The 24,597-nt window shown below is 67.7% G+C and carries 30 protein-coding genes and 1 pseudogene; 15 read left to right on the top strand and 16 right to left on the bottom strand.

Features of this window, described 5'->3' with window-relative positions:
• Window positions 1–25 precede the first annotated feature (25 nt).
• Genes HUN58_RS03410 through HUN58_RS03400 form a run of 3 tightly spaced genes read right to left on the bottom strand, consistent with a single transcriptional unit; the run spans window position 26 to window position 3,323 of the window.
• Complete coding sequence (locus HUN58_RS03410) at window positions 26–1,258, bottom strand: MFS transporter (protein WP_141859533.1); 1,233 nt, start codon at window positions 1,256–1,258, stop codon at window positions 26–28.
• Window positions 1,255–1,971 carry a cysteine hydrolase family protein gene (locus tag HUN58_RS03405; protein WP_141859535.1) on the bottom strand — a complete coding sequence of 239 codons (717 nt, stop codon included), beginning with the start codon at window positions 1,969–1,971 and terminating at the stop codon, window positions 1,255–1,257. Before HUN58_RS03405 ends, HUN58_RS03410 begins: the two co-directional genes overlap by 4 nt.
• Window positions 1,968–3,323 (bottom strand): uracil-xanthine permease family protein, encoded by a 1,356-nt coding sequence (locus tag HUN58_RS03400; protein WP_208738876.1) that lies wholly within the window; start codon window positions 3,321–3,323, stop codon window positions 1,968–1,970. The genes HUN58_RS03405 and HUN58_RS03400 overlap by 4 nt, the downstream gene beginning before the upstream one ends.
• Before the next feature lie 207 nt (window positions 3,324–3,530).
• Here HUN58_RS03400 and HUN58_RS03395 point away from each other — a divergent pair, with 207 nt between their 5' ends.
• A complete protein-coding gene (locus HUN58_RS03395) occupies window positions 3,531–4,166 on the top strand; it encodes a helix-turn-helix domain-containing protein (protein ID WP_208745402.1) in 636 nt (211 codons plus the stop codon).
• A gap of 81 nt (window positions 4,167–4,247) precedes the next feature.
• On the opposite strand, the gene HUN58_RS03390 is transcribed toward HUN58_RS03395, so the two are convergent.
• Window positions 4,248–4,415, bottom strand: coding sequence for a hypothetical protein (locus tag HUN58_RS03390; protein WP_167509953.1), 168 nt, complete (start codon window positions 4,413–4,415; stop codon window positions 4,248–4,250).
• Window positions 4,416–4,786: 371 nt separating this feature from the next.
• Here HUN58_RS03390 and HUN58_RS03385 point away from each other — a divergent pair, with 371 nt between their 5' ends.
• Window positions 4,787–5,350, top strand: a complete 564-nt coding sequence (locus tag HUN58_RS03385) for a GNAT family N-acetyltransferase (RefSeq protein WP_141859541.1) — start codon at window positions 4,787–4,789, stop codon at window positions 5,348–5,350.
• A gap of 659 nt (window positions 5,351–6,009) precedes the next feature.
• Here HUN58_RS03385 and HUN58_RS03380 read toward each other — a convergent pair.
• Window positions 6,010–8,406, bottom strand: coding sequence for a hypothetical protein (locus HUN58_RS03380; protein ID WP_180224822.1), 2,397 nt, complete (start codon window positions 8,404–8,406; stop codon window positions 6,010–6,012).
• Between the two features lie 584 nt (window positions 8,407–8,990).
• Between HUN58_RS03380 and HUN58_RS03375 the strand changes: the two are divergent.
• From HUN58_RS03375 to HUN58_RS03365, 3 genes and pseudogenes are all read left to right on the top strand, one after another.
• A pseudogene (locus HUN58_RS03375) lies at window positions 8,991–9,998 on the top strand (IS30 family transposase); the annotation flags it as partial.
• 48 nt (window positions 9,999–10,046) lie between these two features.
• Window positions 10,047–10,625, top strand: a complete 579-nt coding sequence (locus tag HUN58_RS03370) for a hypothetical protein (RefSeq protein WP_180224823.1) — start codon at window positions 10,047–10,049, stop codon at window positions 10,623–10,625.
• 805 nt (window positions 10,626–11,430) lie between these two features.
• Window positions 11,431–12,024, top strand: a complete 594-nt coding sequence (locus HUN58_RS03365; protein WP_141859547.1) for a hypothetical protein — start codon at window positions 11,431–11,433, stop codon at window positions 12,022–12,024.
• A gap of 51 nt (window positions 12,025–12,075) precedes the next feature.
• On the opposite strand, the gene HUN58_RS03360 is transcribed toward HUN58_RS03365, so the two are convergent.
• Window positions 12,076–12,516 (bottom strand): hypothetical protein, encoded by a 441-nt coding sequence (locus HUN58_RS03360; protein ID WP_141859549.1) that lies wholly within the window; start codon window positions 12,514–12,516, stop codon window positions 12,076–12,078.
• A gap of 61 nt (window positions 12,517–12,577) precedes the next feature.
• On the bottom strand, window positions 12,578–12,964 hold the full coding sequence (locus HUN58_RS21005) for an amidohydrolase family protein (protein ID WP_368075799.1): 387 nt from the start codon (window positions 12,962–12,964) through the stop codon (window positions 12,578–12,580).
• On the opposite strand from HUN58_RS21005, the gene HUN58_RS21000 reads away from it, so the two are divergent.
• The 6 genes from HUN58_RS21000 (at window position 12,914) to HUN58_RS03330 (ending at window position 17,477) form a co-directional block, all read left to right on the top strand.
• Entirely contained in the window at window positions 12,914–13,198 is a 285-nt protein-coding gene (locus tag HUN58_RS21000) for a hypothetical protein (RefSeq protein WP_368075798.1), read from the top strand. The genes HUN58_RS21005 and HUN58_RS21000 overlap by 51 nt on opposite strands.
• A gap of 326 nt (window positions 13,199–13,524) precedes the next feature.
• Window positions 13,525–14,187, top strand: coding sequence for a hypothetical protein (locus HUN58_RS03350; protein WP_141859553.1), 663 nt, complete (start codon window positions 13,525–13,527; stop codon window positions 14,185–14,187).
• A complete protein-coding gene (locus tag HUN58_RS03345; protein ID WP_141859555.1) occupies window positions 14,187–14,402 on the top strand; it encodes a helix-turn-helix transcriptional regulator in 216 nt (71 codons plus the stop codon). The genes HUN58_RS03350 and HUN58_RS03345 overlap by 1 nt, the downstream gene beginning before the upstream one ends.
• 310 nt (window positions 14,403–14,712) lie before the next feature.
• Window positions 14,713–15,405 carry a DUF6766 family protein gene (locus HUN58_RS03340; RefSeq protein ID WP_180224824.1) on the top strand — a complete coding sequence of 231 codons (693 nt, stop codon included), beginning with the start codon at window positions 14,713–14,715 and terminating at the stop codon, window positions 15,403–15,405.
• Window positions 15,406–16,051: 646 nt separating this feature from the next.
• A complete protein-coding gene (locus tag HUN58_RS03335) occupies window positions 16,052–17,092 on the top strand; it encodes an alpha-L-arabinofuranosidase C-terminal domain-containing protein (RefSeq protein WP_254631611.1) in 1,041 nt (346 codons plus the stop codon).
• Window positions 17,093–17,336: 244 nt separating this feature from the next.
• Window positions 17,337–17,477 carry a hypothetical protein gene (locus tag HUN58_RS03330; RefSeq protein ID WP_208745401.1) on the top strand — a complete coding sequence of 47 codons (141 nt, stop codon included), beginning with the start codon at window positions 17,337–17,339 and terminating at the stop codon, window positions 17,475–17,477.
• Between the two features lie 148 nt (window positions 17,478–17,625).
• On the opposite strand, the gene HUN58_RS03325 is transcribed toward HUN58_RS03330, so the two are convergent.
• Window positions 17,626–18,621 (bottom strand): AraC family transcriptional regulator, encoded by a 996-nt coding sequence (locus tag HUN58_RS03325; protein WP_141859557.1) that lies wholly within the window; start codon window positions 18,619–18,621, stop codon window positions 17,626–17,628.
• Complete coding sequence (locus HUN58_RS03320) at window positions 18,618–18,836, bottom strand: hypothetical protein (RefSeq protein ID WP_141859559.1); 219 nt, start codon at window positions 18,834–18,836, stop codon at window positions 18,618–18,620. Before HUN58_RS03320 ends, HUN58_RS03325 begins: the two co-directional genes overlap by 4 nt.
• A 238-nt stretch (window positions 18,837–19,074) precedes the next feature.
• Here HUN58_RS03320 and HUN58_RS03315 point away from each other — a divergent pair, with 238 nt between their 5' ends.
• Both HUN58_RS03315 and HUN58_RS03310 read left to right on the top strand, forming a co-directional pair.
• Complete coding sequence (locus HUN58_RS03315; RefSeq protein WP_141859561.1) at window positions 19,075–19,752, top strand: GAF and ANTAR domain-containing protein; 678 nt, start codon at window positions 19,075–19,077, stop codon at window positions 19,750–19,752.
• Window positions 19,749–20,489: a GAF and ANTAR domain-containing protein gene (locus tag HUN58_RS03310; protein ID WP_208745400.1), complete on the top strand. Its 741-nt coding sequence runs from the start codon at window positions 19,749–19,751 to the stop codon at window positions 20,487–20,489. Before HUN58_RS03315 ends, HUN58_RS03310 begins: the two co-directional genes overlap by 4 nt.
• 3 nt (window positions 20,490–20,492) lie before the next feature.
• Here HUN58_RS03310 and HUN58_RS03305 read toward each other — a convergent pair whose 3' ends face one another.
• Complete coding sequence (locus tag HUN58_RS03305; protein WP_141859565.1) at window positions 20,493–20,795, bottom strand: GrpB family protein; 303 nt, start codon at window positions 20,793–20,795, stop codon at window positions 20,493–20,495.
• Here HUN58_RS03305 and HUN58_RS03300 point away from each other — a divergent pair.
• Window positions 20,794–21,063 (top strand): MFS transporter, encoded by a 270-nt coding sequence (locus tag HUN58_RS03300; protein ID WP_141859567.1) that lies wholly within the window; start codon window positions 20,794–20,796, stop codon window positions 21,061–21,063. The genes HUN58_RS03305 and HUN58_RS03300 overlap by 2 nt on opposite strands.
• 127 nt (window positions 21,064–21,190) lie before the next feature.
• Here the strand turns inward: HUN58_RS03300 and HUN58_RS03295 are convergent, their stop codons facing one another.
• The 3 genes from HUN58_RS03295 to HUN58_RS03285 all read right to left on the bottom strand — a co-directional run bounded on the left by HUN58_RS03295 (window position 21,191) and on the right by HUN58_RS03285 (window position 22,609).
• Entirely contained in the window at window positions 21,191–21,472 is a 282-nt protein-coding gene (locus HUN58_RS03295) for a hypothetical protein (protein WP_114849217.1), read from the bottom strand.
• 64 nt (window positions 21,473–21,536) lie between these two features.
• On the bottom strand, window positions 21,537–21,833 hold the full coding sequence (locus HUN58_RS03290; protein WP_208745399.1) for a hypothetical protein: 297 nt from the start codon (window positions 21,831–21,833) through the stop codon (window positions 21,537–21,539).
• Between the two features lie 359 nt (window positions 21,834–22,192).
• Window positions 22,193–22,609 carry a nuclear transport factor 2 family protein gene (locus HUN58_RS03285; protein ID WP_022904490.1) on the bottom strand — a complete coding sequence of 139 codons (417 nt, stop codon included), beginning with the start codon at window positions 22,607–22,609 and terminating at the stop codon, window positions 22,193–22,195.
• Here HUN58_RS03285 and HUN58_RS03280 point away from each other — a divergent pair.
• Window positions 22,602–22,967, top strand: coding sequence for a hypothetical protein (locus HUN58_RS03280; RefSeq protein ID WP_208745398.1), 366 nt, complete (start codon window positions 22,602–22,604; stop codon window positions 22,965–22,967). The genes HUN58_RS03285 and HUN58_RS03280 overlap by 8 nt on opposite strands.
• Before the next feature lie 114 nt (window positions 22,968–23,081).
• Here the strand turns inward: HUN58_RS03280 and HUN58_RS03275 are convergent, their stop codons facing one another.
• From HUN58_RS03275 to HUN58_RS03265, 3 genes are all read right to left on the bottom strand, one after another.
• Window positions 23,082–23,309, bottom strand: a complete 228-nt coding sequence (locus tag HUN58_RS03275; RefSeq protein ID WP_022906758.1) for a hypothetical protein — start codon at window positions 23,307–23,309, stop codon at window positions 23,082–23,084.
• Window positions 23,310–23,678: 369 nt separating this feature from the next.
• Window positions 23,679–24,200: a GNAT family N-acetyltransferase gene (locus HUN58_RS03270; protein ID WP_141859571.1), complete on the bottom strand. Its 522-nt coding sequence runs from the start codon at window positions 24,198–24,200 to the stop codon at window positions 23,679–23,681.
• Entirely contained in the window at window positions 24,197–24,592 is a 396-nt protein-coding gene (locus HUN58_RS03265) for a low molecular weight phosphatase family protein (RefSeq protein WP_141859573.1), read from the bottom strand. The genes HUN58_RS03270 and HUN58_RS03265 overlap by 4 nt, the downstream gene beginning before the upstream one ends.
• Window positions 24,593–24,597 lie beyond the last annotated feature (5 nt).

The following is a 24,597-nucleotide window of genomic DNA, read 5'->3' as shown; positions in this document are numbered from 1 at the left end:
GCTGTCGAGGGGTCCGACCGACCGGCTACCGTCCTGCGCCCCGGAGGCCCGAGCCGGGCCGCAGCACCAGGACCGTCCCGACACCGGCGAGGACGACAGTGAACCCGACGATCACGACGGTCTGCGGCACGACGCCGAGGAGCGACCCCACCGCGACGACGGGCACCGCGAGCCCGAGGTACGCGCAGGTGAACGTGTCGGATGCGGCGGCACCACGCCGGTCCGGGCTCGCGTTCCGCAGCGCGGACCCGAGCGCGCGGCTGAACACGATCCCCGCGCCGGCACCGGCGATCGCGGCCCCGACGGCGAACGTGGCGGTACCGGCGACCGTCCCCGGGACCGTCGCGGTCGACACCGCGACCAGGACGAAACCGGTCACCACGAGCGGGAACGCCCACCGGCCGCGTTCGGACAGCACGGTGGCCCCGACCGCACCGGCGAGGAACGGCAGGGCGGCGACCACACCGACCTCCGTCACGCTCGGCTGACGGTCGCCGCCGGCGAGCAGGTGCGGCGTCAACGCGCCGAAGCAACCGGTGACGGCGAAGGCCGCGCACGCGCCGAGACGATCAGGCCACCGCGGGACGCGTGACCGCGTGCCAGCACCCGACGTCGGCTGCGGTCCGCCGTGTGCCGCCTCCGGCACGACCGGACGGGAGGCACGGGGTGCGAGCAGGGCGGCGCTCGTCGTCAGGACGGTCGCCACCACGACGTACAGCGCCCACCGCGGGAGCGCGCCGGTCCCGACCAGGAGCGCCGCTGCCGCGGGGCCGAGGGCCAGACCGGCCATCGCGAGCCCCGGCGTCACGGTCGCCCAGAACCGGACGTGCCGCCCGGCTCCGCGGGCTCGGTCGGTGACGAAGGTGACCGCGCTCGCGGCGGCGATGCCCACACCGAGGCCGCTCAGCAGCCGACCGACGACGAAGGCGGGCAGACCGGGGACGACCGCGAGCACGACGGCTGCCGCGGCCCCGAGCAGCGCGGCGACGACGATGCGACCGCGGACCGGCCAGCGTGCGCAGCGCCGCGTGCGGACGATCGACAGCCCGACCACGGCGCCCAGGGCGAAGACCGCGAAGAGCACCGTGGTGCCGGTCTCGTCGATGTCGAACGCGCGTGCGTACGCCGGGTAGAGCGGCGTGGGCACGGTCGCCAGTGCCATCGTGCCGACCGTGACGACCGCGGCGGGCACGGGGGACGCCCCGCGGACGGTCCGACCGGTCGTCGGGAGGGCTGTCTGCTCCTCGGTCGTCGTCACGCGGTCAGGTGCCCGGGGCTGCCCACCGTCGCGGACGTCCACGCAGCGAGGAGCTCGGCTGACTCGGTCACCACACCCAGGTGCAGCGACACCATCGACAGCGCCGCGCGCTCGAGCCCCTCGTCGGTCCCGCGCACCAGGTCCGACGGCACGGACACGCGGTACCCCAGGTTCGACGCGTCGAACGCGCTGTTGAGCACGCAGCAGTCGGCCATGATCCCGTCGAGGACCACCGCTCGGACGCCCATCTGACGGAGCAGGAAGTCGAGGTCGGTCGGGTAGAACGCGGAGAGGCGCTTCTTGCCGGTCACGACCTCGTCCTGCGGCTCGACCTCGGTGACGAACCGGGTCCACCGGCTCCCGGCGAGTGCGTGGTCCGCCGCGCCGGGGATCGGACCGACGTGCTGCGGGAAGGTCGTCCGCCACGCGCTGTCCGACGTCCCACCGACGTCGTCGATGCCGGAGGCGCGGAGCTCGGACCGGACGTGCACGACCGGGATGCCGAGCGCGCGGGCCGCACGGTGGAAGTCGTCGATCGGTCCGACGATCGCACGGCCGCGGGGAGCTGGGCACGGGCACGCCGGGTCCTCGGACAGGTGTCCCTCGTGCATGTCGATCGAAACGATCGCGGTGTGGGTGGGGTCGAACCAGTCGCGGAGCGGCCCCTGCGGGTCGGCTGTGCGCTGGGTGCCGTGGACGGTGATCGTGGTCATGCGGGGGTGTTCCCTTCGGTGCGGGGGACGAGCGGGGTGACGACCCGGCGGGGCTGACCCCGACGAGCGAGGAGTGGTCGCAGCCCGTGGTTCACCGCCCCGTGCAGCCCGAGCAGCAGGAACATGCCCATCATCATCGGGCTGGTCACGACCGTGGCGACCGAGGACGGCAGCGCCGACGAGATCGCGGTCGGGATGAACTGCGCGCCGAGGGCGACGATGAACGCGGTGGCGCCGACGGCGAGGTTCAGGTCGTCCCAGCGCACCGCGGCGAGCATCTGGATGCCGCTGACCGCGATGATCCCGAACAGGATCGTCGTCGCCGCGGACAGGACCGGCCCGGAGATCCCCGCCAGGAACAGGCTGACCGGGGGGAAGAAGGCCAGGGCGACGGCGACGCCCCCGGCGGTCATCGTGACGAACCGGCTGCCGATGCCGGAGACCCGGACGATGCCGGCGTTCTCCGGGTACGACGTCGTGCCGATCCCACCGAAGAGCGCTCCCAGGACCGTGCCGGCGAACTCGGCGAACAACCCGCGGTTCACCCGGGCGGTGTCGACGGTCTCACCGCCCCAGCTGGCGATCATCGTGTACATCCCCATCGACTCGGTGCCGGCCTGCAGGAACGCGACGAGCATCAGGACCACGACGGGCAGGGAGACCCCGAAGCCGTACGGCAGCAGGTGCGGCGCCCCGACCAGGGGCGCAGCCGACAGGTCGGGGAACGACCACTGCCCCACCAGGAGCGCGACGATGCTTCCGCCGACGATCCCCCAGAAGATCGCACCCCGCTTGAGGATCCCGGTGCCGACGACCAGGCACAGCAGGACGATCAGCCCGGTGGCGACCGTCACGACGAGCGCGAGCACACCGTAGGACGGCGTCCCGGCCGTGCCGAACCAGCCGCCCGCTCCGATGGACGCGAGCTGCGCCCCGATGATGACGAACAGCGTGCCGAGGACGATGGGCGAGGAGACGAAGGCGCTGACGTGCCCGAACAGCCCGAAGCGCTTGAGGGGGACGGTGAGCAGCATGAAGACGAGTCCCGCGACCGCCATCGACCCGAAGGCCGTCCCGAGTCCGTACGCGGCGCCCGACGAGATGATCGCGACCATGAACGCCGCCGTCGGGCCCTGCACGATGGGGAGCTTCAGCACGCGGCTGGACTGCAGGATCGTCACGACGCCGGTGAGCAGGAAGCACGCCTGGATCATCAGGGCGACCTCGTCGGACGACAGCTTCAGCGCGCTGCCGATCACGTTCGGGAAGACCCAGATGCCGGTCAGGGCGAGCAGGTGCTGGACGGCGAAGAGCGCGGTGCGTCCGGCGGGCAGTCGCTCACCGAATCCCACGGAGAGCACGGTGGGCGCGGGCGCGCTGGTGGGCGGGGACGGGGGAGCGGCATGGGTGGTCATCAGGTGTCCTCTGCGGATCGGGATCGAGCAGGGTGTTTCACTCTGATGCGAAAAGTTACATTCACATTGTTGCAGCTGTGTTTCCGTGTGTGAACACTGGCGCACCCGTCGCTCGACGGGCGCCACGCCGACGATGATGGGTGCATGCAGGCATCGACCCCGACCAGCGCGGACGCGACCGCCACCAGTGCCGGTCCGGACGCGGCCCCGGTGCCGGACGGCGACGACCTCGACGCGGTCGTGGCCGGCATCGGCGAGCGGATCCGGGCCCTGCGGCAGAAGAACGAACTCACGCTCCAGGACCTCGCCGAGCGCACGTCGTTGAGCCTGTCGATGCTCAGCACCGTCGAGCGCGGTCGGACCACCGCGTCGCTCGGGACCCTGCACGCCATCGCACGCGCCCTCGGGGTCCAGATCACGACGCTCTTCGCGCAGAGCGGCGCGGACGACTCACCGATCGTCGAGTTCCGCGACCAGATCCGGGACGTCACCGACGGTGGTCTGCACCGGCGGACCGCCGCGTACCGGGCCGACCTCGGCATCGAGGTCTACGTCGACGACTTCGACCCGCACACCTCGCACGCCCGGACGCCGTCCCAGCACCCGGGCGACGAGATCGGGGTCGTGCTCGAGGGTGAGCTCGAGCTGCAGCTCGGCGGCGAGATCTTCTCCGCCGCCGCCGGGGACGTCGCCCAGTTCAGTGCCCGTCGGGCGCACCTCGTGAGCAACGTGTCCGATCGGCCCGCCCGGGCGGTGTGGATCAACCTCCGCCGGCTCTGACCCGTCGCCTCGGGCGGGCACTCCGGAGCGACCCGTGCGTGGGGAGGACGGACTGCGCGCCGACCGGCCGGGGTGCCCCGGTCACCAGGCGAGCTGCGTGTCGTCCTCGAAGACCGCGCCGGTGGCGCCGTCCGCGGGCAGGGTCGCGAGTCGTACCGCCACAGCCGCACCTTCGTCGGGTGTGCGAGTGCCGCGGAAGTCGTTGAAGTCGGTGGCGACGTGGCCGGGGGCGGCGCCGTTGATCTTCAACGTGGTGTCTGCGAACTCGCGCTGAATGCTCCTGACGATGACCTGAACGGCCTGAGCCCAGCAGCAGCCCTTCGGAACGAGCGAGCTGAGGACGTGATTCGTTCGGCCGGCCAGTCGGCGTTCCGTCGCGCCGAATGAAGGCCGACGAGCAGGCTGACTCAGCTGCTTGGCCGTCTCGCTAAGCGGACCTTCACCGGAACCTATTCCGGACCACTCATCCGGACAGTGCGACGGCGCAGTCGTTCAAAGACCTCGTCCTCACTGCCGAGCGTCCGGTTGACGACCGTCTAACGGACGCGGCATTCGTGTTCCCCGACTGGCTATCGAGGGCGCTCCTAGCGCTGGTGCGCTCAGCCGAGGAGAGTGGGCGGATGCGCTCGATCGTCACCGACAGACTGATTCTTCGACCTTGGGAGGAAGGCGACGCCGACTTTCTGTTCGACCTCGAATCACGCTGGGAGACCGTGAGGTACTTGGGCGCTGATCCCACGCCAATGCGGAGCAAGAGCGAGGCGGTCGCCTCGATTCAGCGACGGCGGGCACTCGACCACCCGGTGCACGGGATCTGGGCGATCGCGCGCCGAGACTCGAACGCGCTTGCGGGCAACCTCTTACTGAAGCCTGCACACCTCTCGGCTGGAGCTTCTGGCGAACGTCCCGTCGAAATTGGCTGGCACCTGCATCCGAGCGCTCAGTCGCTCGGGTTCGCGACGGAGGCCGCCGCCGGCGCCCTCACGGACGCAGCCAGTCGGGGGCTTGCTTCCGTGCTGGCGGTCACTGACCCGAGGAACAGTGCCTCGCACCGGGTATGCCGTCGCCTTGGATTCGCCGAGGAAGGGATCACGAGCCGTTTCTATGACAGCCCGCAGCTCGTCTTCTCTCGTGTTCTGTCGGGGGACACACCCCCAACTCCCGCAAGCCACACCGTCCGGTAGCCGATCGGCTATCGGACGCCGATCCGAGCGCGCCTGTGGTCGCGGACGACACTATCCACTTCGCACTCGCGAGCCGTGTTGGTCTTGTCTCGTGACCGACCACCACGCCGCGAGAGTCACCGAACTCGTGCGAGACATGGCTGCGAGCCGGTCAACGCGGGTCTGCTCTGGGAGAGTGGACCACACGTCGAGGCATCTCGCAGCCGTAGGGTTGCAAAGGGCGAACCTCACACAAACCTGACCGTGTAGAACTCATCCGCCGCTCGCGGCAGAGGTCGTCGCCACCTTGCGTGAGAATTCAGGGCAGGACCCGGCAAGCGCTCCGAGTCCCGCCCTAATTATGCACGCATAACTCAGTGCGATTAATTGCTACCGCGCTTCACCGAACCCAAATTTGCTCTCTTGGATAAAGGTGGTGAAATTATCAGTAAAAGAGCGAATCCAATCGGAGTCCTTCTGGCCCCTCACCATCCCGAGCAGAAACTCCTCGCCCAATACAACAATCTTGAGGAAATCCGAGTCAGATACTTCTGCGTCCGCCGGCCGCCGGCGCCCATCCGCGTCGACGAACTCCAGCTCCGAGCTCGCCAATTCATTCTCACGCAGAAGTCCCCCGATAAGGCTGCGAGTAAGGTCTTCTGCGTGACCGATTGTAGTCATCAGCGGGTCCGATTTGTCACGATAAAGATGCCAGAGCAGTCCACCCATGCAGTACCGGGACGGCCCGCAACAGTTTTGCGGAAGGAAATGTAGTCATAATAACTGATCTGGTGACCCACTTGGATGTTTGACATTACGCCATGGAACCAGTACGTGCAATAATACTCATCATGGGGGGAACCCTTCGCGGACGTTCGTGAAGTGTGATCCCACCACTGCATCCCGGTTTCGTGCGTTTTTGATGTTGCGCCCGAGCAGAAAATAACACTCGCACGGAAGCCCCATTTGACCCGAGGAGCTCCGCAGTCTCGCCGAAGAGAAAGTTCGCCGTTGAACGTGGAGTAGTTGTAGTCCTTGTTACACCGCAGACCCTCGCCTACTGGCCCGGGAACGGATGCGGTATGCATCAGGCGCGTCGTAGAGGCCAGCTGCACGGAGGGTGAAATCGTCGAGCGCCGGAAGGTCGCAGTACTAGGCGAGGCGGTATCGTCGCCGTCCGTCGGTGCGGGGTAGCTGTCGGCGTCCGCGGGAGCGCCGCCTTGGTCCGGCGCCGAAGAGTCGGTCGTGAAGGAACTCAGCGCCGTCGTGAGCTGCCCCTGCTGACCGTCGAGCGTTGCTGTCGCCTGTGCTGACCAATAGTACGTCTTGTTAGCGCTGAGAAGGCCGGCTGGCAGATCCCACCCACCCTGCAGCCCATCCTGGCTTGCGATGGGCGCGGCCGTAGTGTCCAGGGTGTCCCAAATTTTGTAAACGTACGTTGCATCGTTCGGGATTGTCGAGTCCTCGGTCCAGATTCTGAGCGACGGTGCTGCCGATGACGTTGAGCCATCTTCGGGCGTCACCTGGTAGGAGGAGGTTGTCCAGTCACCGAAAGTGGCGAACCAGGCTCCCGACATGACAGTGCCATCAGCTTGGTCTCTGTTCACCGAAATGAGGTGCCGGCCTGGTGTATCCGGGACGTGGACGGGGATGGAGGTTTTAGTCGTCTCAGAGAGCGCGACATTTACTGGGTCGTTTTGATCCAGCATCAGCGTGATGGATTCACCCGAACGGTCAGCAGGCGTAGCGGTGATAGTGCAATCAACACCCCCTGATGGAATTGTCTTCAGCCAGGCACCGGGCGCGATTGAGCCACACTGAATCACCGCCGGGGAGGGGTTTGAGTACCACCCCTGTACGTCAAATACGTAGTTGGTGGCGTCCGCGACATTGTTGAGGGACACCTTCCCATTTGCGCCGAGAGGCACGGTGATGGTGTTGGTGCGGATGGTCGTCTCGTCGAAGTTGATCGAGGTCGTGCTCGGGCGAGTGGTGCCATCGGCCCAGACAGTGGCGTTTCCGTTTCCGGCGGTGCTCTTGAGCGAGGTGAGGGTCAGCACGACAGCGTTGATGCCCGATCCCATGACAGGCACGCCCGCTTTGCCCGCGATCTGGATCGAACGCGTCTCGTTCTTGCCCATGACCGTGTTCCCGCTCGTGCGAGTGTCGTAGGCCCGCCCAGCACCAGGGGTGAAGACGGCGCCACCCCTACCAGCGGCAGTGAAGTATCCCTGGACCTCGAGGACGAGGTCGGCGGTGCTGTCCTGGTTGAACACGGTCAGCTTCCCAGCGGAGGACAGCTTGACCTGCGCCTGCATCGACGTCGCAACGCCACCGCCGGCGTAGTTGAACGAGTTCGGCGGACGGGTGCTGCCAGTCGGGTATGGGGTGAAGTAGCCAGAGGTGCTGCCGGTGTTCGCGGCGATCATGTTGACGATGACGGCTGAGGCATCCTTCGGAACACCGGCGACACCACCGACCTGCAGATCCACCGTCTTCCCCGACGTCAGTGCCGCCTTGGGGGCGCCGGTGCCGTTGCGGGTGTCGACGATGCGGGAGCCGTTCATTGGGACGAAGCCGCCCGGTGCGGTGCCATCGGTGTTCGCCGTGTAGTAGCCCTGCACGTCCAGCAGGAGCCGAGCGTTCGTCTCCGCTGACACCTGGATGGTGCCGTCACTGTTGACGGCTAGGACGGCAGAGAAGGAGGTGTTCTGGTTGTTCTCGCCTCCGTAGATCCCCATCGTCGTGCTCGGCTTGTCCGCGTTCGGACGGCCGGTCAGGAGGCCCTGCTTCGAGATCCCGATCAGCGTCGCGACGACGGATACGGCGCCAGCGGAACCGTCGGAGGGTACCCCGCCCTTGCCTGCGACCTGGACGGTCTTCCACTGCTTGCCGGTCATCGCGCTATCGACGATGCGCGCCCCAGCAACCGGAACGAAGACGCCACCAGTACCGGTGTCGCTCAGCGCCTGAGCTGGCGTCGCGGCCAGGAAAGAGCCCAAGAGTGCCAGTGCAGCCAAAGCCGCGATGACAACACTGCGCTGTCGGACGTGTGGAGAGTGCAGCCAGCTGTGCACGAGACTCCCTAAGTCAGGTGACAACACGGGTTGCTGTCAACTTGCGCAGCGTAGGAGGCGTTCGGCGGAATCGAGATGTGCCCTGTTTAGGTCACAGATGAGAAACCCCCGGTCAGGTCCGGTAGTGCCGCGGTGGGCTGAGCCTTACTTCATACAAGGTCATCCGGCAGGCCGACCGCAGTAGCCGCCCGGACACCCGCCAGACAGACGCACCACTCAGGGGCAGTGCGCAACGGGCACAACCCAGCGCCGGCTGCGCTCGACCTAGCCCGACACGGACCGTCACCAGAACGACGACACAAAGCGAAGCTGCTCACACCGGGGGAGTAGCGCAGCTCCTCGAGCGTCCGGTAGCCGATCCTTGGGTTCAGCTGGTCGTTGCAACACCACCGTGAATCGGAGTGTTGCAGATGGGATCGAGGCTGGAGCAGCGTGCCCGGGAGGCGCGGTTCTGGGAGCTACTCGGACAGGACATGAGCAGGCCCGCTGCTTGCGATGCTGTCGGCGTGCATCCGCGTCAGGGTTACCGATGGTTCAAAGCCGCTCGCGGGAAGAACCCATTCGAGCGCGCCGCCCGGTCGGGCCGGTACTTGAGCGAGGGGGAACGGCTCCAGATCGCTGACCTCCGCCTCGGCGGCGCAAGCGTCCGCATGATCGCGGCTGAGCTCGGTCGGTCACCATCGACCATCAGCAGGGAGCTCACCCGGAACAGCTCAAGGGGCGGCGCTTACCGTCCCTATGCCGCCCAACAGCGGTGCCGGGAGCGAGCGCGGCGACCCAAGCCCCGGAAGTTGGACCGGGTCGAGCTTGCCCTGCAGGTGGAGTTGCGGTTGGTGCGGAACTGGTCCCCGGAGCAGATCCGTGATGACCTGGCCCGGTCCTTCCCTGACCGGCCGGAGATGCACGTGTCGCACGAGACGATCTACCAGTCCCTGTTCGTCCAGGGCCGAGGGCACCTGCGCGCTGACCTGCACAAACACCTCCGCACCGGTCGCGCGATCCGTCGGCATCGGGGTGAGCCGCGGCGGGCGTCGTGGTCGAAGATCCGGGACATGGTCCTGATCAGCGAACGCCCCGCTGAAGCCGACGATCGTGCCGTCCCCGGCCACTGGGAAGGGGACCTCATCGTCGGGATCAACGCCCGCAGCGCGATCGGCACCCTCGTCGAACGCACCACCCGCTACGTGATGCTGCTCCACCTCCCGGACGGACACAGCGCCGACGCCGTCCGTGACGCGATGATCCCCACCATTCAAACGCTGCCCGAGCATCTGCGTCGGTCGTTGACGTGGGATCAGGGCACGGAACTTGCCCGACACAAAGACATCACCCTCGCCACGGACCTCGCGATCTACTTCTGCGACCCCCACAAACCGTGGCAGCGCGGCTCGAACGAGAACACCAATGGCCTGCTCCGGCAGTACTTCCCGAAGTCCACCGACCTCAGCGTCCACAGCCCGGAACGGCTCCTCGAAGTCGCCACCGAACTCAACGGACGCCCCCGCAAAACCCTCGACCACCGCACCCCGGCAGAAGCCTTCGAACAGCTACTCTCGAACCCGAAACACCCACCCGTTGCAACGCTCCCTTGAAATTGGCGATCGGCCACCGAGACGCAGCCCGACGCGCCACACTGGGGTGTGCGTTTCGACACCGTGCTCACTCAAGCCGACGTTCCGGTTCTCCAGTCAGAGGTTGCTGCGCTTCGGCGCCCGGCGCGTCGGCTCGCGCGCGGCGTGACCTCGCCCCGCGACGGCTCGGCGCGGCCGCGGCAGTTCCAGGTGGTGGTTGATGAGCGTGACCAGAGTTGGACGTTCGACCTGCAGGGCGACAGTCACCGCGACCGGTACGCGGAGGGCGTCCTCCACACGGTCGACGGGCCGGCGGAGGTCAACTTCTCCCGCAGCGGCGCGGTCGCTCCACCTGTTCGACTGCTGACACCGGAACTCCTCCTCCTGTGGGGATCGCCCGCGAGCTTCGCCCCGGTCATCGTGCAACGGATCCGCGGGCACTGGCTGCTCGTGACGTTCGAGCACGAGCACGACCCTGCGCACCGCATGACGTTGGTGGTCGACGAACGGGACGGTATTGCGCACCGCTCGTACGGCACGAGCGAGGTCATGATGCTTACAGAGGTTCGGGTAATGAACGACGACGAGCCGCTGCCACCGCGCCCCCGGTTCTCTCGGCTCAACGAGTGGCCTGTAATCCAGTACTGACGGCGTGATCGACGTCTCGCCACCTGACCGGCCCACCGAGCGACGAACTGCCGGCCATGGGCGCCGACGCTCGCGGCGCACACCGCTTCGGTCATTTAATGCCAGGTCGCTCTGTCTTAGGTTTGCGGGCGACCGTCATCTCGGATTCCGGACCCCGGCAGAAGTCTTCGAGCAACTACTGTCAGACCCAAAACAACCACCCGTTGCAACGACCCCTTGAAACCACCATCGGCTATCGGACGGCTGATGGAGCGGGCATCCGGTGAACGCTCATCGGAGGGGCTACGTGTCGGATTGGCCGCTTTGAGTGCGGGGCCTTCGGCCTATGCGAGCTATCGCAACGAGCGCGCCGATGGCCACCGCGAGCAGGACGGCGCCAACGACTAGGCCGAGGACTGCGTTTTCCCGGTGGTTCACCGAGAGCCCAACGGCCCCGAGGAACAGCCCCCATTCCAGTGAACAAGATCACACAGAACCCGACGAAAATCCATTGAGCCCGCGCACTTGCGCTTCCGCCCCTCTGCCGAGCAAGAACAAGCGTCGACACGTACGCGGGGAGAATGAACCCCGCGATCGGGAAGTACCAACTCAGTGCCAGGAGTGCGAAGCCGCTGGCAAGGAGACCCGTCATCCACGGCACCCACCAGCGAGCACCAACCACCTGCTTCGTGGCGTCGTCTGAAGCTGGTTCCACAGCTAGAGCGTATGTCGTAGGTACCCACGATGCCCGTTGGCCGATCCGTCACCGGACGGTTGCTCGCCTAGAGTTATAAGACTCCGAAACTCCGGGTGCGAGGATCACACCATGCCCGTTCGGTCTCTCGACAAGCTCGAAGACGCCACCTTCGACGTCACCGCCGCAAGAGTCGTCAGCGGAGAGTTCATGCTGCACAGGTCCGTCGTCGAGCACGACACGAGCGCCGGGACAGTTCGACTTCCCGTCACGCTGACCGTGCCCGATGCGGTGAGCGTCGTCGTTGATGTCGCCGACGGAATAGGCGAACTCATCCTCGAGACCGTCGACGTGACCGCGTCGGCGGTGACGCTCCAAGGCGTCAGCCCGTGCACGGTCGTCGTGACCACGGCCGTGCAGAGCCAGGTACTGCTTGACGTCAGCACGACTCCTGTCGCGGTCCGCCGTTGGTGGCGATGGCGGCCGTGGGACGGAACCACGCCGGTCATCCTCGACCACCGCGCCGTGTCGAGACGCCTCCGGGAGAACGCTTGCCCCGCGTGTACACACCCGTGGGACGAACACCCCACCGAACGAGACACGACTGGCGCGACGTGCGGCGAATGCGACTACGAGCTGGAGCACGGCGAACTCCCTCGCGGCCGGGCGGTCTGCACGGCGCAGATACCGCAGCAACTCATCGAGCCAGAGCCATCCGATCTGTGATGCGAGCTTCATCGCAGGACGGACGTGCCAACTGCCCCGTTGAGCGATCGGCTATCGTGCGCTCCTCGCTCGCTTCCACTCGGCTAGATCGAGAAAGTGAAAGTGAGTCCCGTACTCGTTCGGGCTCTCCGCGGGGTCGACCCGCTCGACGCTGAACAGCACGCCGTGCAGCAAGAACGTCCCGCCCGCGAGTTCCTCAAACCCATCCGCCTCGAACGGGAACCCGTCACTGATGCCGTAGCTCAGCGCCCCATCCGGCCAAGCGAGGTGAGTGTCGAAGTCCCAGAAGTCGACGTACCAGTCACCGACGAGCCGGGGCCGGACCCACCGCCTGTTCCACCATGGCCCTTCCACCTCGTACGCGTGATCGGGGCGCACGGACAGATAGCCAGCGAGATCAGATGGAGCATCTGGAAGGTGGAGCTTGTACAGCCCTGCCTCGACATTCGTGGGTAGCGACGGTGCGGGCTCCTTGGATGGACAGAACAACACGCTCGAAGAGTATCCGTCGTCGTAGCGAGCAGCTCTCGCTGCCGTCTCAGTGGACGATTGGCTATCGAGACCCCTCCTGGTGGTTCAGCACTTCGCCGGCGAGGATGCTGACGGTCGGGTGGGCGCCGGCGAGTGCTTCGTCGGGGGCGTGGTGCAGGTCGACCGGGTAGACGGCGAAGTCTGCTGGTGCTCCGACGGTGATCTTTCCTGTCAGGTCGTGTCCGAGGAGCTCCGCGCCGGCGCGTGTGTAGAGCTCGAGCGCCTCGTCTCTGGTGCATGCGTGCTCTGCGCCGAGGATCCCGAGCGTCGTACGTCGGGTCGCGCGGACGATGCCGTTCGATCCGCCGGCGAGCAGGCCGACGGGCGCTCTCGCGTGCGAACGCTGCTCGAGACGTACATGGCCAGCGCCGCAGAGGACGGTGCGCTGCGTGCTGCACTGCGGGGCCACGCAACAGAACTCGGCAACGAGGTCCGCCTCGCGATCGAGGAGTCGGAGGGGCCGATCGACACCCTCATCGCCGCCGACCATGCCGAGGGGTCGGTCCGTGATGACTTCTCGTTCGCCGACTTTCGAGCAGTCTGTGCCGCAGTCGTATCCGTCATGACCCCGCCCGCACCCACAGACGCATGGCATCGGGTTCTCACCCTGGTGCTTACCGGGCTCCGGCCACCGTCTCACTGATCCTCAGCTCGCGCCAGCTTCCTACGCCAGCCCCTGAACCTGGGGTGTCAGACACGGTTTCCAACCTGTCCGGTAGGGGATCGGCTATCGAGACGGGCTGCGGGGTCGACCTGAGTGTCTCGATGTCGCGGCAAGAAGTGGTTGCGCTGCCGCGAGTGGAAGGGTGAGCAGGCCCAAGACCAGCCAGGTTCCGGCGACGTCGAGGTGGGCGAGGAGTTGCGTCCCGACGATGGCGCCGAGCGCCGCTACGATGCCCCAACTCACGCCGTACACCGACATGTAGCGGCCGCGTCCGCCTGCATAACGAAATTCGTTATGCTGTCGACATGTCACTTCCAGATGAGCGAGCAACTGCGCTCCGCCAGAAGAGTTCGATCAGCTTCGTGTTCGTCGTGTCCCTCGGCACGATCGTCGTCTCCGCCGTGCGTGCGTGGTTCATCGTCGCTGGGATGGTCGACCAGCTTGCGCACCGCGCAACCGGCATCGATTGGACCTGGTCGCTGGAGTCCCCGATCCACCAGTCGGCGATTGAGACTGATGGGGCAGAGGTTGTCGCCGGGACAGCGCCGGCGGTCACGGAAATGATCGGACGAGTACGCGACCTCCCGGCGGCCACGATTGTGTTCCACAGCCTTGGCGAACTCACCGCGGTCCTCACCACCGCGGGTATTGCAGTGTGTCTGCTGCTCGTCACGCGCAGCATCGGCAGCGGGCGTCCATTCGCGCGCGCCTGCTCGCGCGCCCTTGTCACCCTCGCCGTGATTGTGGCCGTCGGCTTCGAAGCCGCCGCGATCCTCGAGCTGGTGAGCCAGTTGACCCAACCGGACATCGCCGTTGCGCTGCCGGACTTCACCGGAACATACATCGGTCATGCTCCCCAGCTCGGAGCACCGTTCTGGCCGATTTTCGCCGCCGCAGGTCTTGCAGCACTCGCTGCCGTGTTCCGGACGGCTGCCGGATATCGGGATGACGCATCTGGGCTGGTCTGATGGCGATCGCCTGCCGGCTCGACGAACTCCTCACCATCCGCGGTATGACACTCGTAGAGCTTTCGGAGCACGTCGGCGTCAGCACCGTCAACCTGTCGATCCTGAAGAACGGACACGCGAAGGCCGTCCGGTTCAGCACGCTCGAAGCGATCTGCATCGCTCTCGAGTGTCAGGTCGGTGAGCTGCTCATTCAGGTACCAGACGCCGCAGCATGAGCTGTCGTGTTGTCTCAGTAGTGGATCGGCTATCGGGCACAGGAGTGGCGATTTCTGCTCGTTGCGCTGGCGCTAGCAAGCCGTGGTGCTGGGCTGAAGTTGCCCGTACGCCGCATCCTCTACTGGTTCAAACCACTCCGTTCGGACGTCTTTGCCGGGGGTGACGAACGCGATGTGGGAGAACCAGGTGTCGGCTTTCGCGCCGTGCCAGTGTCGTGTGCCCGCGCGCACCGTGTCCCCTCCTGCACCGACGATCGGGCCGACCGCAGTACGGTCGGGCCCGTCCGGACGACGACGGGAGGCCGAGCTGATGAGTGTGCTGCTCCGGGATCGACCCGGCGAATGGACGTGGGCCCGCCGGAACGGACTGTTCCTCGCGAACGCCATCGTCTTCCTGCTGTGCTTCGTCGGCATGGTGCTCGCGGGGTGGCGGGTGTCCGTGCACGACGCGCTGCTGCACCGTCAGGCGGTCGAGTCGCTGTGGGGGTTCCTCACGAGCGGCGACTTCGCCGAGGCGACGTTCGAGAACTGGGAGAGCGAGTTCCTCCAGATGGGGTCCTACGTGGTGCTCACGACGTTCCTCTTCCAGAAGGGGTCGAGCGAGTCGAAGCCGCTCGACGACGACGCACCGCAGGACGCCGATCCCCGGGAGCAATCGGGCGAACACCGCGCTCCGTGGCCGGTCCGTCGCGGCGGCGTGGCGCTCGTGCTGTACGAGAACTCGCTGCTGCTGCTCTTCGCCGTGCTCTTCGTCGGCAGCATCGTCGGGCACATCATCGGCGGTGCCGCTGCGTACAACGAGGAGCAGGTCGAGCACGGCGGCGCGGTCGTGACCGGCTGGCAGTACCTCGGAACGTCGCAGTTCTGGTTCGAGTCGATGCAGAACTGGCAGTCCGAGTTCCTCGTCATCACGGTGATGGTGGTCGCGACGGTCTGGCTGCGCCAGCGGGGTTCGAGCCAGTCCAAGCCGGTAGCGGCCCCCGACACCCAGACCGGCGACTGACCTGGCTCGGTACCGCCGCCGCCGCACCAGCCGGGCCCGCGGTCAGTCCGCCAGCAGGAACGCCGCGAACCGGTCGATCGTGCGCAGGGCCTCGGCGGTGCCGTCGTCGTTGAGATGTCCGTGGAAGGTCCCCGGCTCGACCGCGTACACCACCGGTACCCCGGCGGCACGCAGCTCCCGGTGAACGCCGCGCCGCTCGCCCGCAGGTCGTCACGCTCGGAGTCGACGATGCAGGTCGGCGTTTGTCCACCGAACCCGCGTACGGAGACTTCTTCCGCCCCACTGAGCACAAGCTCGACGACGGACGGCCGACCAGCGCTGGTCGGCCGTTCGTCGTCTCAGTGGGCTATCGCTAACCAAGACGGCGACGTTGATCTGTGGACATGAACGCTGCTAGCGATCGACGACTGGTCCGATGAGGGGAAGGTGGCAACGATGCCGTTCACCGCCCCTCGTGGACTGTTCCCCACGAAGCCTGCGCCCGAGCTTGTCGGACCGCGGCCGATCCCTCCCGGAGTCATGGCAACGCAGCACTGAGCTGACCAGCAAGGGTCAGCCTTCCTCGCCGCGAGCGTTCTGCTCGCGTGCTTCTGCATGCCCGCGCCGTCGCCCAGCGGCGGCGCGCTGACTTCACGGGAACATCTCCATGCTCTTCGCCCCTGCCCGATTCCGGGCTTCACTCGCGAACCTGCGCGAACACCGCTTCGTCACGTTCGCGGTGCTGACCGACACCATCGGCGCCGGCCTCACGCTGCCGCTGACGATCGTCTACTTCACCATCACCACCGACGTGCCCCTGGCGGTCATCGGTGTCCTCTCGACCGTCGCATCACTAGTCGCCCTCCCCATCGGACTCGTCGGCGGGCTCCTCGAGCAGGCGTACGACGATGTCGACTACATCTCCGCCCACGCCTACTACGAGGAAGAGGGCGACCTGTCCTCGTTCCTGGCCTCCGGCGTGAACATGGACCACTTCATCGACACCGTGACGACCGCGGCCGACCACGTCAAGGCGCACAAGAAGTCCGACAAGCGGATCGACATCTCGTTCGACGAATGGAACGTCTGGTCGCTCAGCAAGTGGAACGAGCAGCAGAAGACGTTCGAGCTGCAGGACTGGCCGGTCGCGCCGCGCCTGCTCGAGGACGTCTACACCGTCGCGGACGCGGTCGTCGTCGGCGGCCTCCTCATCACGCTGCTCCGCCACGCCGACCGCGTCGCGTCGGCGAGCCTCGCGCAGCTCGTCAACGTGATCGGCCCGATCATGACCGAGCCCGGCGGGCCGGCCTGGCGCCAGACCACGTTCTTCCCGTTCTCGCTCACGTCGCGCCTGGCGAACGGCACGTCGCTGCAGGTCAAGGCCTCCGGCGACACCGTCGACGGCGGCAAGCACGGCGAGGTCCCGGTCGTCGACTCGGCCGCCACGGTCGAGGACGGCAAGGCGGCCGTGTTCCTCGTGAACCGCCACCAGACCGAGACCACCACGGTCACGATCGACCTGGCCGGCCTGCAGGTCGACGGTGACGTCCGTGCCGAGGGCGTCTGGGACGACGACGTGCACGCCGTCAACGACCTCGCGAACCGCGAGCGCGTCGGCCTGCGGACGAACGACACGGTCCGCCGCGACGGCGACACCATCACCATCGAGCTGCCGCCGGTCTCCTGGACCGCGGTGTCGATCGGTTGAGCTCCGCCGGCTCCGGCCGGCGGTCGAGCGCCTCGGCGAGCGCCTCGGTGAGCGTCGAGTGAGCACGGGAGGGCGTCGGTCCGCGTGAGCGGGTCGGCGCCCTCCCGCTGTCCGTCGGACCGCTCGCGATCCGGCACGGGACGGACGGGAGGATCGTGGCGGGGCCGCCACGATCCTCCCGTGGCGTTGTCCGGTCCCCGCACCGGGCCCCGCGCACACGGCGGACGTGCCTACAGTGCGGGGCATGACGGGGACGGAGGAGCCGGACGGAGCGGGACAGCTCGGGCCGTTCCAGGACGACTTCGTCGCGTCGATGGCGACCTGGACACCGCCGGAGGACGCCGGTCCCGAGCCCGGTTCGTCCGCAGGACGAAAGATCCGGTGACCGGCGGTTGACGTCTGCCGTCGGTCCGGTCATCCTCGGAGCACGGCAGCGTTGCGGTGGTGGATCAGGCCCCCGTGACGCGGGATCGGTGCCTGTTCGGGTCAGGTCGCCCCGGTGACCGCGACCGACCGGGTCGCGGTCACCGCCGTCACCGCCGCAGCGTCTGTCGCGGGTACTCGCCGACCGCGCGGAGGTACTCGCCCGCGAACCGGCCGAGGTGTGCGAAGCCCCACCGCCGGGCGACCTCCTGCACGCTCGTCGTCGCCGGGTCCGACCGTCGGAGTTCGATGCGCACCCGCTCGAGACGGACGCGGCGCACGTAGTTCATCGGGGTCGTGTCGAGGTCCCGCTGGAACGCCTCCTGCACCGCGCGGATGCTGAGGCCGGCGGCGTCCGCGATGTCGGCGACGGAGAGCGGACGGTTGAGGTGCTCGTGCACGAACTCCACCGCTGCCCGCAGACGGGCCTTCCGGGGCAGGAGCACGACCGCCGGCAGCTCGGGCGCCGCCGGGGGGTACAGGTCGAGGAAGGCCGAGGCGGCCTCGCGCGTGAGCGTGTGCCAGAGGAGCGTTCCGACGCCGTGCCGGAGCTCCTGCGCGAGGAGCGTCATCTGCCGGCGCCAGCGCGCGACAGCCTCGGCGTCGAGCTCGCGGAGGTGGTCGAGCGCGAGGTCCGTCACCTGCCCGGTGTGGAACCGCTCCGCGGACACCTCGTGCACGAGGTCGCGGGACAGGTGCACGAGCCGCTGGTCGTAGTCCTCGTACGCGAACACGAACTCGCGGTCGCTCGGGAACAGCATCGGCGTGCCGATGCGCATCGGGACGCCGTCCTGGCGGACGTCCGGCACCCCCGTCCCCTCGGTGAGCCACTGCACGACGTAGTCGTCGGTGTGCGGGATCGCGCCGCGGATGGCCCCGGTGATCCGGGACCGTCGGAGGGTGACGGCGGCGTCGCCGACCGCGGTGTAGCGGTAGGTGAACGGCTGCTCGGTGGCGTGGGCGGACCAGCCCCGGCCGCCGTACAGGCCCCCGACCTCGTGGACGACGCCCTCCGGCTGCGTCCCGGCGGCCTCGAGCCGGACAGCGTGGGGTGTGGGCGTCCCGTCCGCCGGGACGGGACGTGCTCCGGCGTCGACGGCGGTCATCGTGTCGCCTCGAAGAAGTCGGCGTACGAGGGCTCGGAGCCGGAGCCGGCGGCCCGGAGCCGCACCACGGCGGCGAGTGCGGACGGATCGGCGAGACCGGCCCGCCGTCGCCACTCGGCCGCCGTCACCGGTAGCGCATCGGGCCGGATCGGCGGTGCGTAGGTCGTGCGGGTCTTCGGCCCGCGGCCGAGGACGTCGGTCGCGGTGTGCATCATCTGGACCACCCCTGCATGGCTCGGAGGACGTGTGGACGTTCCGGCTGCCGGGGTCTGGGGCTGCTCGTCGCCACCGTAGGACACGGGCGCTCGACGTGTCGACAGTTCGGGCTCCGTGACCGGGCGGACGATCCAGGTTGCGCGGCCGACGTCGTCCTCCGGGCGGCGCGTGGCGAGGTCCGGGGGTCGGTCGCTACCGTGGGGCGACCGACCGACGTGCGACGAGAGGACCGACGGGGTGACGCACACCGCTGACGACCTCGCCGCTCCGTACACGGTGCTCCCGGTCGACGGTGTGGCGATCTCCACGCTGGCGTCCCCGCTCGGTGCCGAGACCGTGGCAGCGAGCAACGCGTTCGCCGCGCGGCTCGACGAGATCCAGCTCGACCTGGGCGAGGGGCCGATCTGGCAGGCGGTCCGGGACCGGCACCCGGTGCTCCGTCCCGAGCTCGGTGCCACCGGTCCGGACGAGTGGCCCACCGCGCTTGCGGCGCTCCGTGCGGCCGGGACCGGCGCGGTGTACGCCTTCCCGATGCACGTCGGTACCCTCACCGTCGGGACCGTCGGCCTCTACGCCACCCTCGGTTCGACGCTCTCCACGGCGGACGCGCCGGGCATCGAAGGACTCGCCGGGCGCACCGCCCGACTCGTCCTCGCGCGCGGCCTGCAGCGGGCGGTCGACGAACGACCGGGGGAGTGGTCCTCGGGACCGTGGTCCCGCCGCGAGGTCCACCAGGCGGCCGGCATGGTCGCCGCGCAGACGGGGACCACCCCGGACGACGCGCTGCTGCTCCTCCGGGCGTCCGCCTTCGCGAGCGGGCAGAGTGTCCTGCAGGTGTCCGCGCGGGTCCTCGAACGCGAGATCGACTTCGGTGATCCGTCGGGAACGGACGCACCGGGAAGGAACACGCCATGACCGAGGACCGAGAGCGTCGGCTCATCGACGCCTTCCTCACGGCCACGGGCACGCTCGTCGGCGACTACGACGTGGTCGAGATGCTGCAGACGCTGATCGACGACATCCAGGAGCTGTTCGACGTCGACGCGGTCGGCATCATGCTCGCGAACCAGCAGCAGGAGCTCGAGGTCGTGGTCTCGACGAGCGAGGCGAGCGCCCTGCTCGGCGTCCTGCAGCTCGAGGCCGGCGAGGGACCGTGCGTCGAGTCCTACGAGACCGGTCGGACCGTCTGGGTCGCGGACCGCGAGGACATGCGCCGCCGGTGGGCACGGTTCGCCGAGGAGTCGGAACGCGCCGGGTTCGCCTCGGTGCACTCGGTCCCGCTGCGCAGTCGGGAGGCCGTGCTCGGCTCGATGAACCTGTTCCGCATCGAGCCGGGGCGCCTCAACGAGCAGGACGCGGTGGCGACGCGGGCGCTGACGGACGTCGCGACGATCAGCATCCTGCAGCAGCGCGACGCGGACCAGGCCGCCCGGACGCAGCAGCAGCTGCAGCAGGCGTTGGACAGCCGGGTCGCGATCGAGCAGGCCAAGGGCTTCCTGGCGCACACGCACCGCGTCGACCTCGACACCGCGTTCGCGATGCTGCGTGCGCACGCCCGGTCGCACGGGCTGCTGCTGCAGGACGTCGCCCGCGCCGTGACCGAGCGACGGCTGGACCTCGCGCAACCGGAGTCGGCGGACACCCGCCGCTGACGATCACCGGGTCCGTGCCGCCCGGGCGCGGTCCTTGATCGCCTCGATCACCTCGGTCTTGGCATCGGCGTACGCGTTCATGTCGTCCCAGCTGCGGGTCATCAGCGTCCGCTTGACGTCCTCGTACCGCTGGCGGTCCGCGGCGTCCCGGCGGAGGTGGTCCCGGAGCAGCAGGTACGCGTCGAGCGCGGGCGCGCCGTGCTCGTACACGTGGACGTGCACGTCCCGCTCCGGGGTCCGGACGAGCCGGTGCCCGGGCTCGCGGACGCGCAGCTCGTAGCCGGCGGCCAGGAGCGGCTCGGACATGATCTACCTGCCCGCGGCGAACGCGGTCATGGCCGAAGCTCCGCACCCGCGAATTCGCGGTCGAGCAATCGGGGTGTTCCAGACCGCGAGCTCAATCGGCATGGCGTTGTTCCCGCTCACCCTGGGCCTGTTGGACTCACGAACGCCGTGGCTGCTGTGGCTCATCGCTACATGCGTGTTCGTCGCTGCCGCGTGGGCCTGGCGCGAAGCAGTACGAGGCCTGCCGCAACGAGTGCGAGTTGCCGAGCTGACTGACGTCGACGCGTGAGAGGCGCTTGGCCGGACCTAACCGAGTCCGGCCAAGCACCGTCTCGATAGCCGATCGGCTACCGAGACAACGGTCCGCCTTCGCTGACCGAGCTCAAGATGAGAACCGGCGGGCACACTGGCACGTCCTAGGACTCCCGCCCGGCGACGTTCGTTTCCCAGTGTGCGAACACGATTGAGTCGCCCAGACCCAGTTCCCGAGCAATCGCCCCGGCCAGACGCTCACCCTTGAGTCGCTGCTCATCGCAAGTCCGTGTATCGGGCCAGCCAGTCTCGTAGGAGTACAGCGAATTGAATGTGGCAGCCCATTGGCGAATGTCTGCCTCGAGCCACGCCGGTAGCTGCGGCTCCCCATCCGGCGCTCCGCCGTCGTCCCGCCAGAGCGGCCAGTCGGCGCTGTAGTCGTTCATGAGTCGATAGCGCACCTTCACAGGATCGCACGGGCGCCTGCAACATGTCCCGATGGCGGATCGGCTACCGGTCTGCCGAACGCTGCTCGCCCTCGGGCAGAAGATGCCCGATGGCTCGTAGGACGTCGCCCAGCCAAACGAGTTCCCAGTTCAACGTCCGGTCGGCGGCCGGCGCTGACGTCAGGTTGTCCCACGACTCGGTCAGCTGCCCGATCGTGGCCTCGGGTGGATTGCTCGACACGTCGTACAGGCCCGGAGCGGGCAACGAGTAGAAGTAGTCCTCACGCAGCACGACCGACTCCCCGTTCGCATGTTCGACGTGCTGAAGGATCCGATCGAACACGAGACGGAGATCAGTCACCGGGATCTGAAGACCGTTCCACTCAGGCATCCCACGAACATGGCGCAGAGGGGCTGTCTCGTCAACCGATCGTTCATCGGACGGAGGGCGGAAGTTCGGCGCGATCCGCCCAAAGAACGAGTCCTCCTTTAGGCGGAACGGCGTGCCATCGGCCGTTGCGACGCTTCGTGCCGCCGTACCGTGATCCCATGAGGAAACGGTTGCTCGTGTTCAGCCCCCCTGCCGGCGCGCTCGTGTTGTTGGCCGCCTGGTGGGTCACCCAGCGAGCTGGCGTCGTGGATGTAGTCCCGACGCGGGACGACACTTTCCTGACGAACCCGTACGCAGTGCTCGTGATGATCGGGTAGTCGCTCGCTGCTTCATGAACGGGGGTTACCGCCGGCCTGTTGGGCTTCCCAAGCAGTTCGAATGGGATCGGTGTCGTACACGATGTGCAGGTGTTGAATCCGGGCTTCCAGGTCTAGCTCGGCGACGTCAACCACGGAGAACGGTGCAGGGGTGCCGTCCGAGAGCGTCCAATCGAAGTCGAACCAGAACGCAACAGTCGGAGCCGAGTCGTCTGTGCTGACCAAGGTTCGGCGGAGCGTGAGGACGGATGCGGCCGTGTCGGCGAACAATGTCGGGTAGAAGTCGCGGGCGGGCTGCTCCCCGTAAAGCGGTGAGCTCACAATCGCGTCCGGCGTGAACAGGGCGAGCACCGCGTCTACGTCGGCTGATCCGAGAGCTGCGAGGTATGCATCGACGAGCTGTGTGAGGGTCGTTGCGGGGATGGTCATCAGTTATCGCTTTCGGAGGGGTTCGGCCCACAGCAGCTCGGGCCGGGCGACATTCACCAGCTTCCCATCACCAAAGGCGGAAGACGAACTTGGCTCGCTGGGTCCGGTTGACGACCGGCTATCGGTCGCGGGAGCGGCGCTCGGCTCGAACTCGACGTCGCGCGTCCTGCTGATCCGGCAGCGGGTTTCAGCCCATGCTCCCGCGGGCCGCGAGGAAGACGAGCACGGCGACGATAACCAGTACCACCGGCGCAAGGAACTGCAGATTCAGCATCGCTGCCCCTATCGATCGGTCGTGCCGTTTCAGACGTGGGTGGGGCATGGCGAGCAGTTGGCGACAGAGGTGCCGTCCGGTTGACAATCGGCTATTGAGACGACAGGGTGTCGTGTTGAGTCTCGTAGAAGGCACCTCTATCGATACGGGGGAGGGCAGAGCTCTCCTTCCCGAATGAGGGCTCTCGTTTTTCGGCGGCTACTTGTTCCCGAGACGGGCTCGCCGCAGTTCTGCGACGATGCGTGCCCGCTCGGGGTCCTTGGCCAGCGTGCGGTCGTCGATGACGTCCACGACGTGCTTAACCAGCTCCGTGACCTGCTTGCGCAGGAGGAAGCCGAGCACGGGGAGGACGACCGCGATGATGCCGGTCAGGGTGGTGCCGCCGAAGGCCGTCAGCATGTCCACCGTGGTGTCGGTGATGGGCATGTTGCCTCCTTCGGGTTTGGCCGTGTGGCCAGCCCGCTCGTCGTGAGCGGGGGTCTAGAGCGTCGGAAGCCGACGCGAGCGCCCGGTAGGCGCTTAGTACCCCTATGCGCCGAGCGGTCGGCTTGCTGGGTGCTCGCGCGTTGAGGGCATGGAAAAGGCCGGCCCTGACGGGTCCGGCCTGTTCGTGTTGCTCGGGTGCTGCGCTGAGGGCAGAGTCGTTCCGAGCGGTTCCAGCCTACGGTTCGGGCCGGACATGACGAAAGCCAGTCCGATGGACTGGCTTTTTGCGCGCACTAATGACGCATGCCACAGCATAGCGGGTTTTGGAACGTACCTGCAAGCGTGCGGATCGGGGCGTGCCGCTCCTGCTCAGGAACCGGCGCGCGGGCTTCGGCGTTCGACGAGGACGTTGTCGCGCCACTGCCCGGTCCACGGCCCGAACGTCATGAGGCCGATGCGTTCTCGGGTGCCGAGTTCGCGGAACCCGTGGCGGCCGTGGAGGGCTCGGGAGGCGGTGTTCTCGGGGAAGATCCCGGACTGGATGGTCCAGATCCCAGCGGCCTCCGTCGACGCAATGAGCGCGTCGAGGAGCAGGTGTCCGACGCCGCGGCCGCGCGCTGTGGCGGCGACGTACACCGAGTGCTCGACGACGCCCCGATACACCGGCCGGGTGGAGGTCGGGGAGACCGCCACCCAGCCGAGGACCTCGTCGCCGTCGACGGCGACGAACCGGTGCTCGGGCAGCTTGCCGGCGTCGAATGCTTCCCAGCTTGGCGGTTCCGCCTCGAACGTTGCGTTTCCGGTTGCGATGCCCTCTCGGTAGATCGTCTCGACACTGGGCCAGTCGGCGGCGGTCATCGGCCGAACGGTGACCGGGGTGTTGTCGGTCATGGGTGCAGGAGCTCGTCCTGGATGCGGGCGGCGACGGCGTTGCGCATGGGGCGGACGTCGTCGGGGGACCAGGAGTCCGGGTCCGGGAACGACCACTGCAACACCTTCCCGCGAGGTGTCGCGGGCAGGTCGAGGCCGGGCTTCATCAGCACGACGACGTCGGCCTGATCCAGCAGTTCTGGGGTGACCTTCCGCGGGGTTCGGTTGCTGATGTCGAGGCCGAGTTCCGCGACGGTCGCGGCGATCGACGGGTTCACCTCGTCAGCGGGAGCGATGCCGGCGGAGGTGGCGATGTAGCGGTCTGGGGTTGCGAGTTCGAGGAGGGCTGCGCCGAGTTGGGAGCGGCCGGCGTTGTGCTTGCAGATGAACAGCACGGTGGGCTTGTCGGTCATGTGGG

The organism is Curtobacterium sp. Csp1, from assembly GCF_013347185.1.
This window is presented reverse-complemented; position numbering and strand designations above follow the sequence as displayed.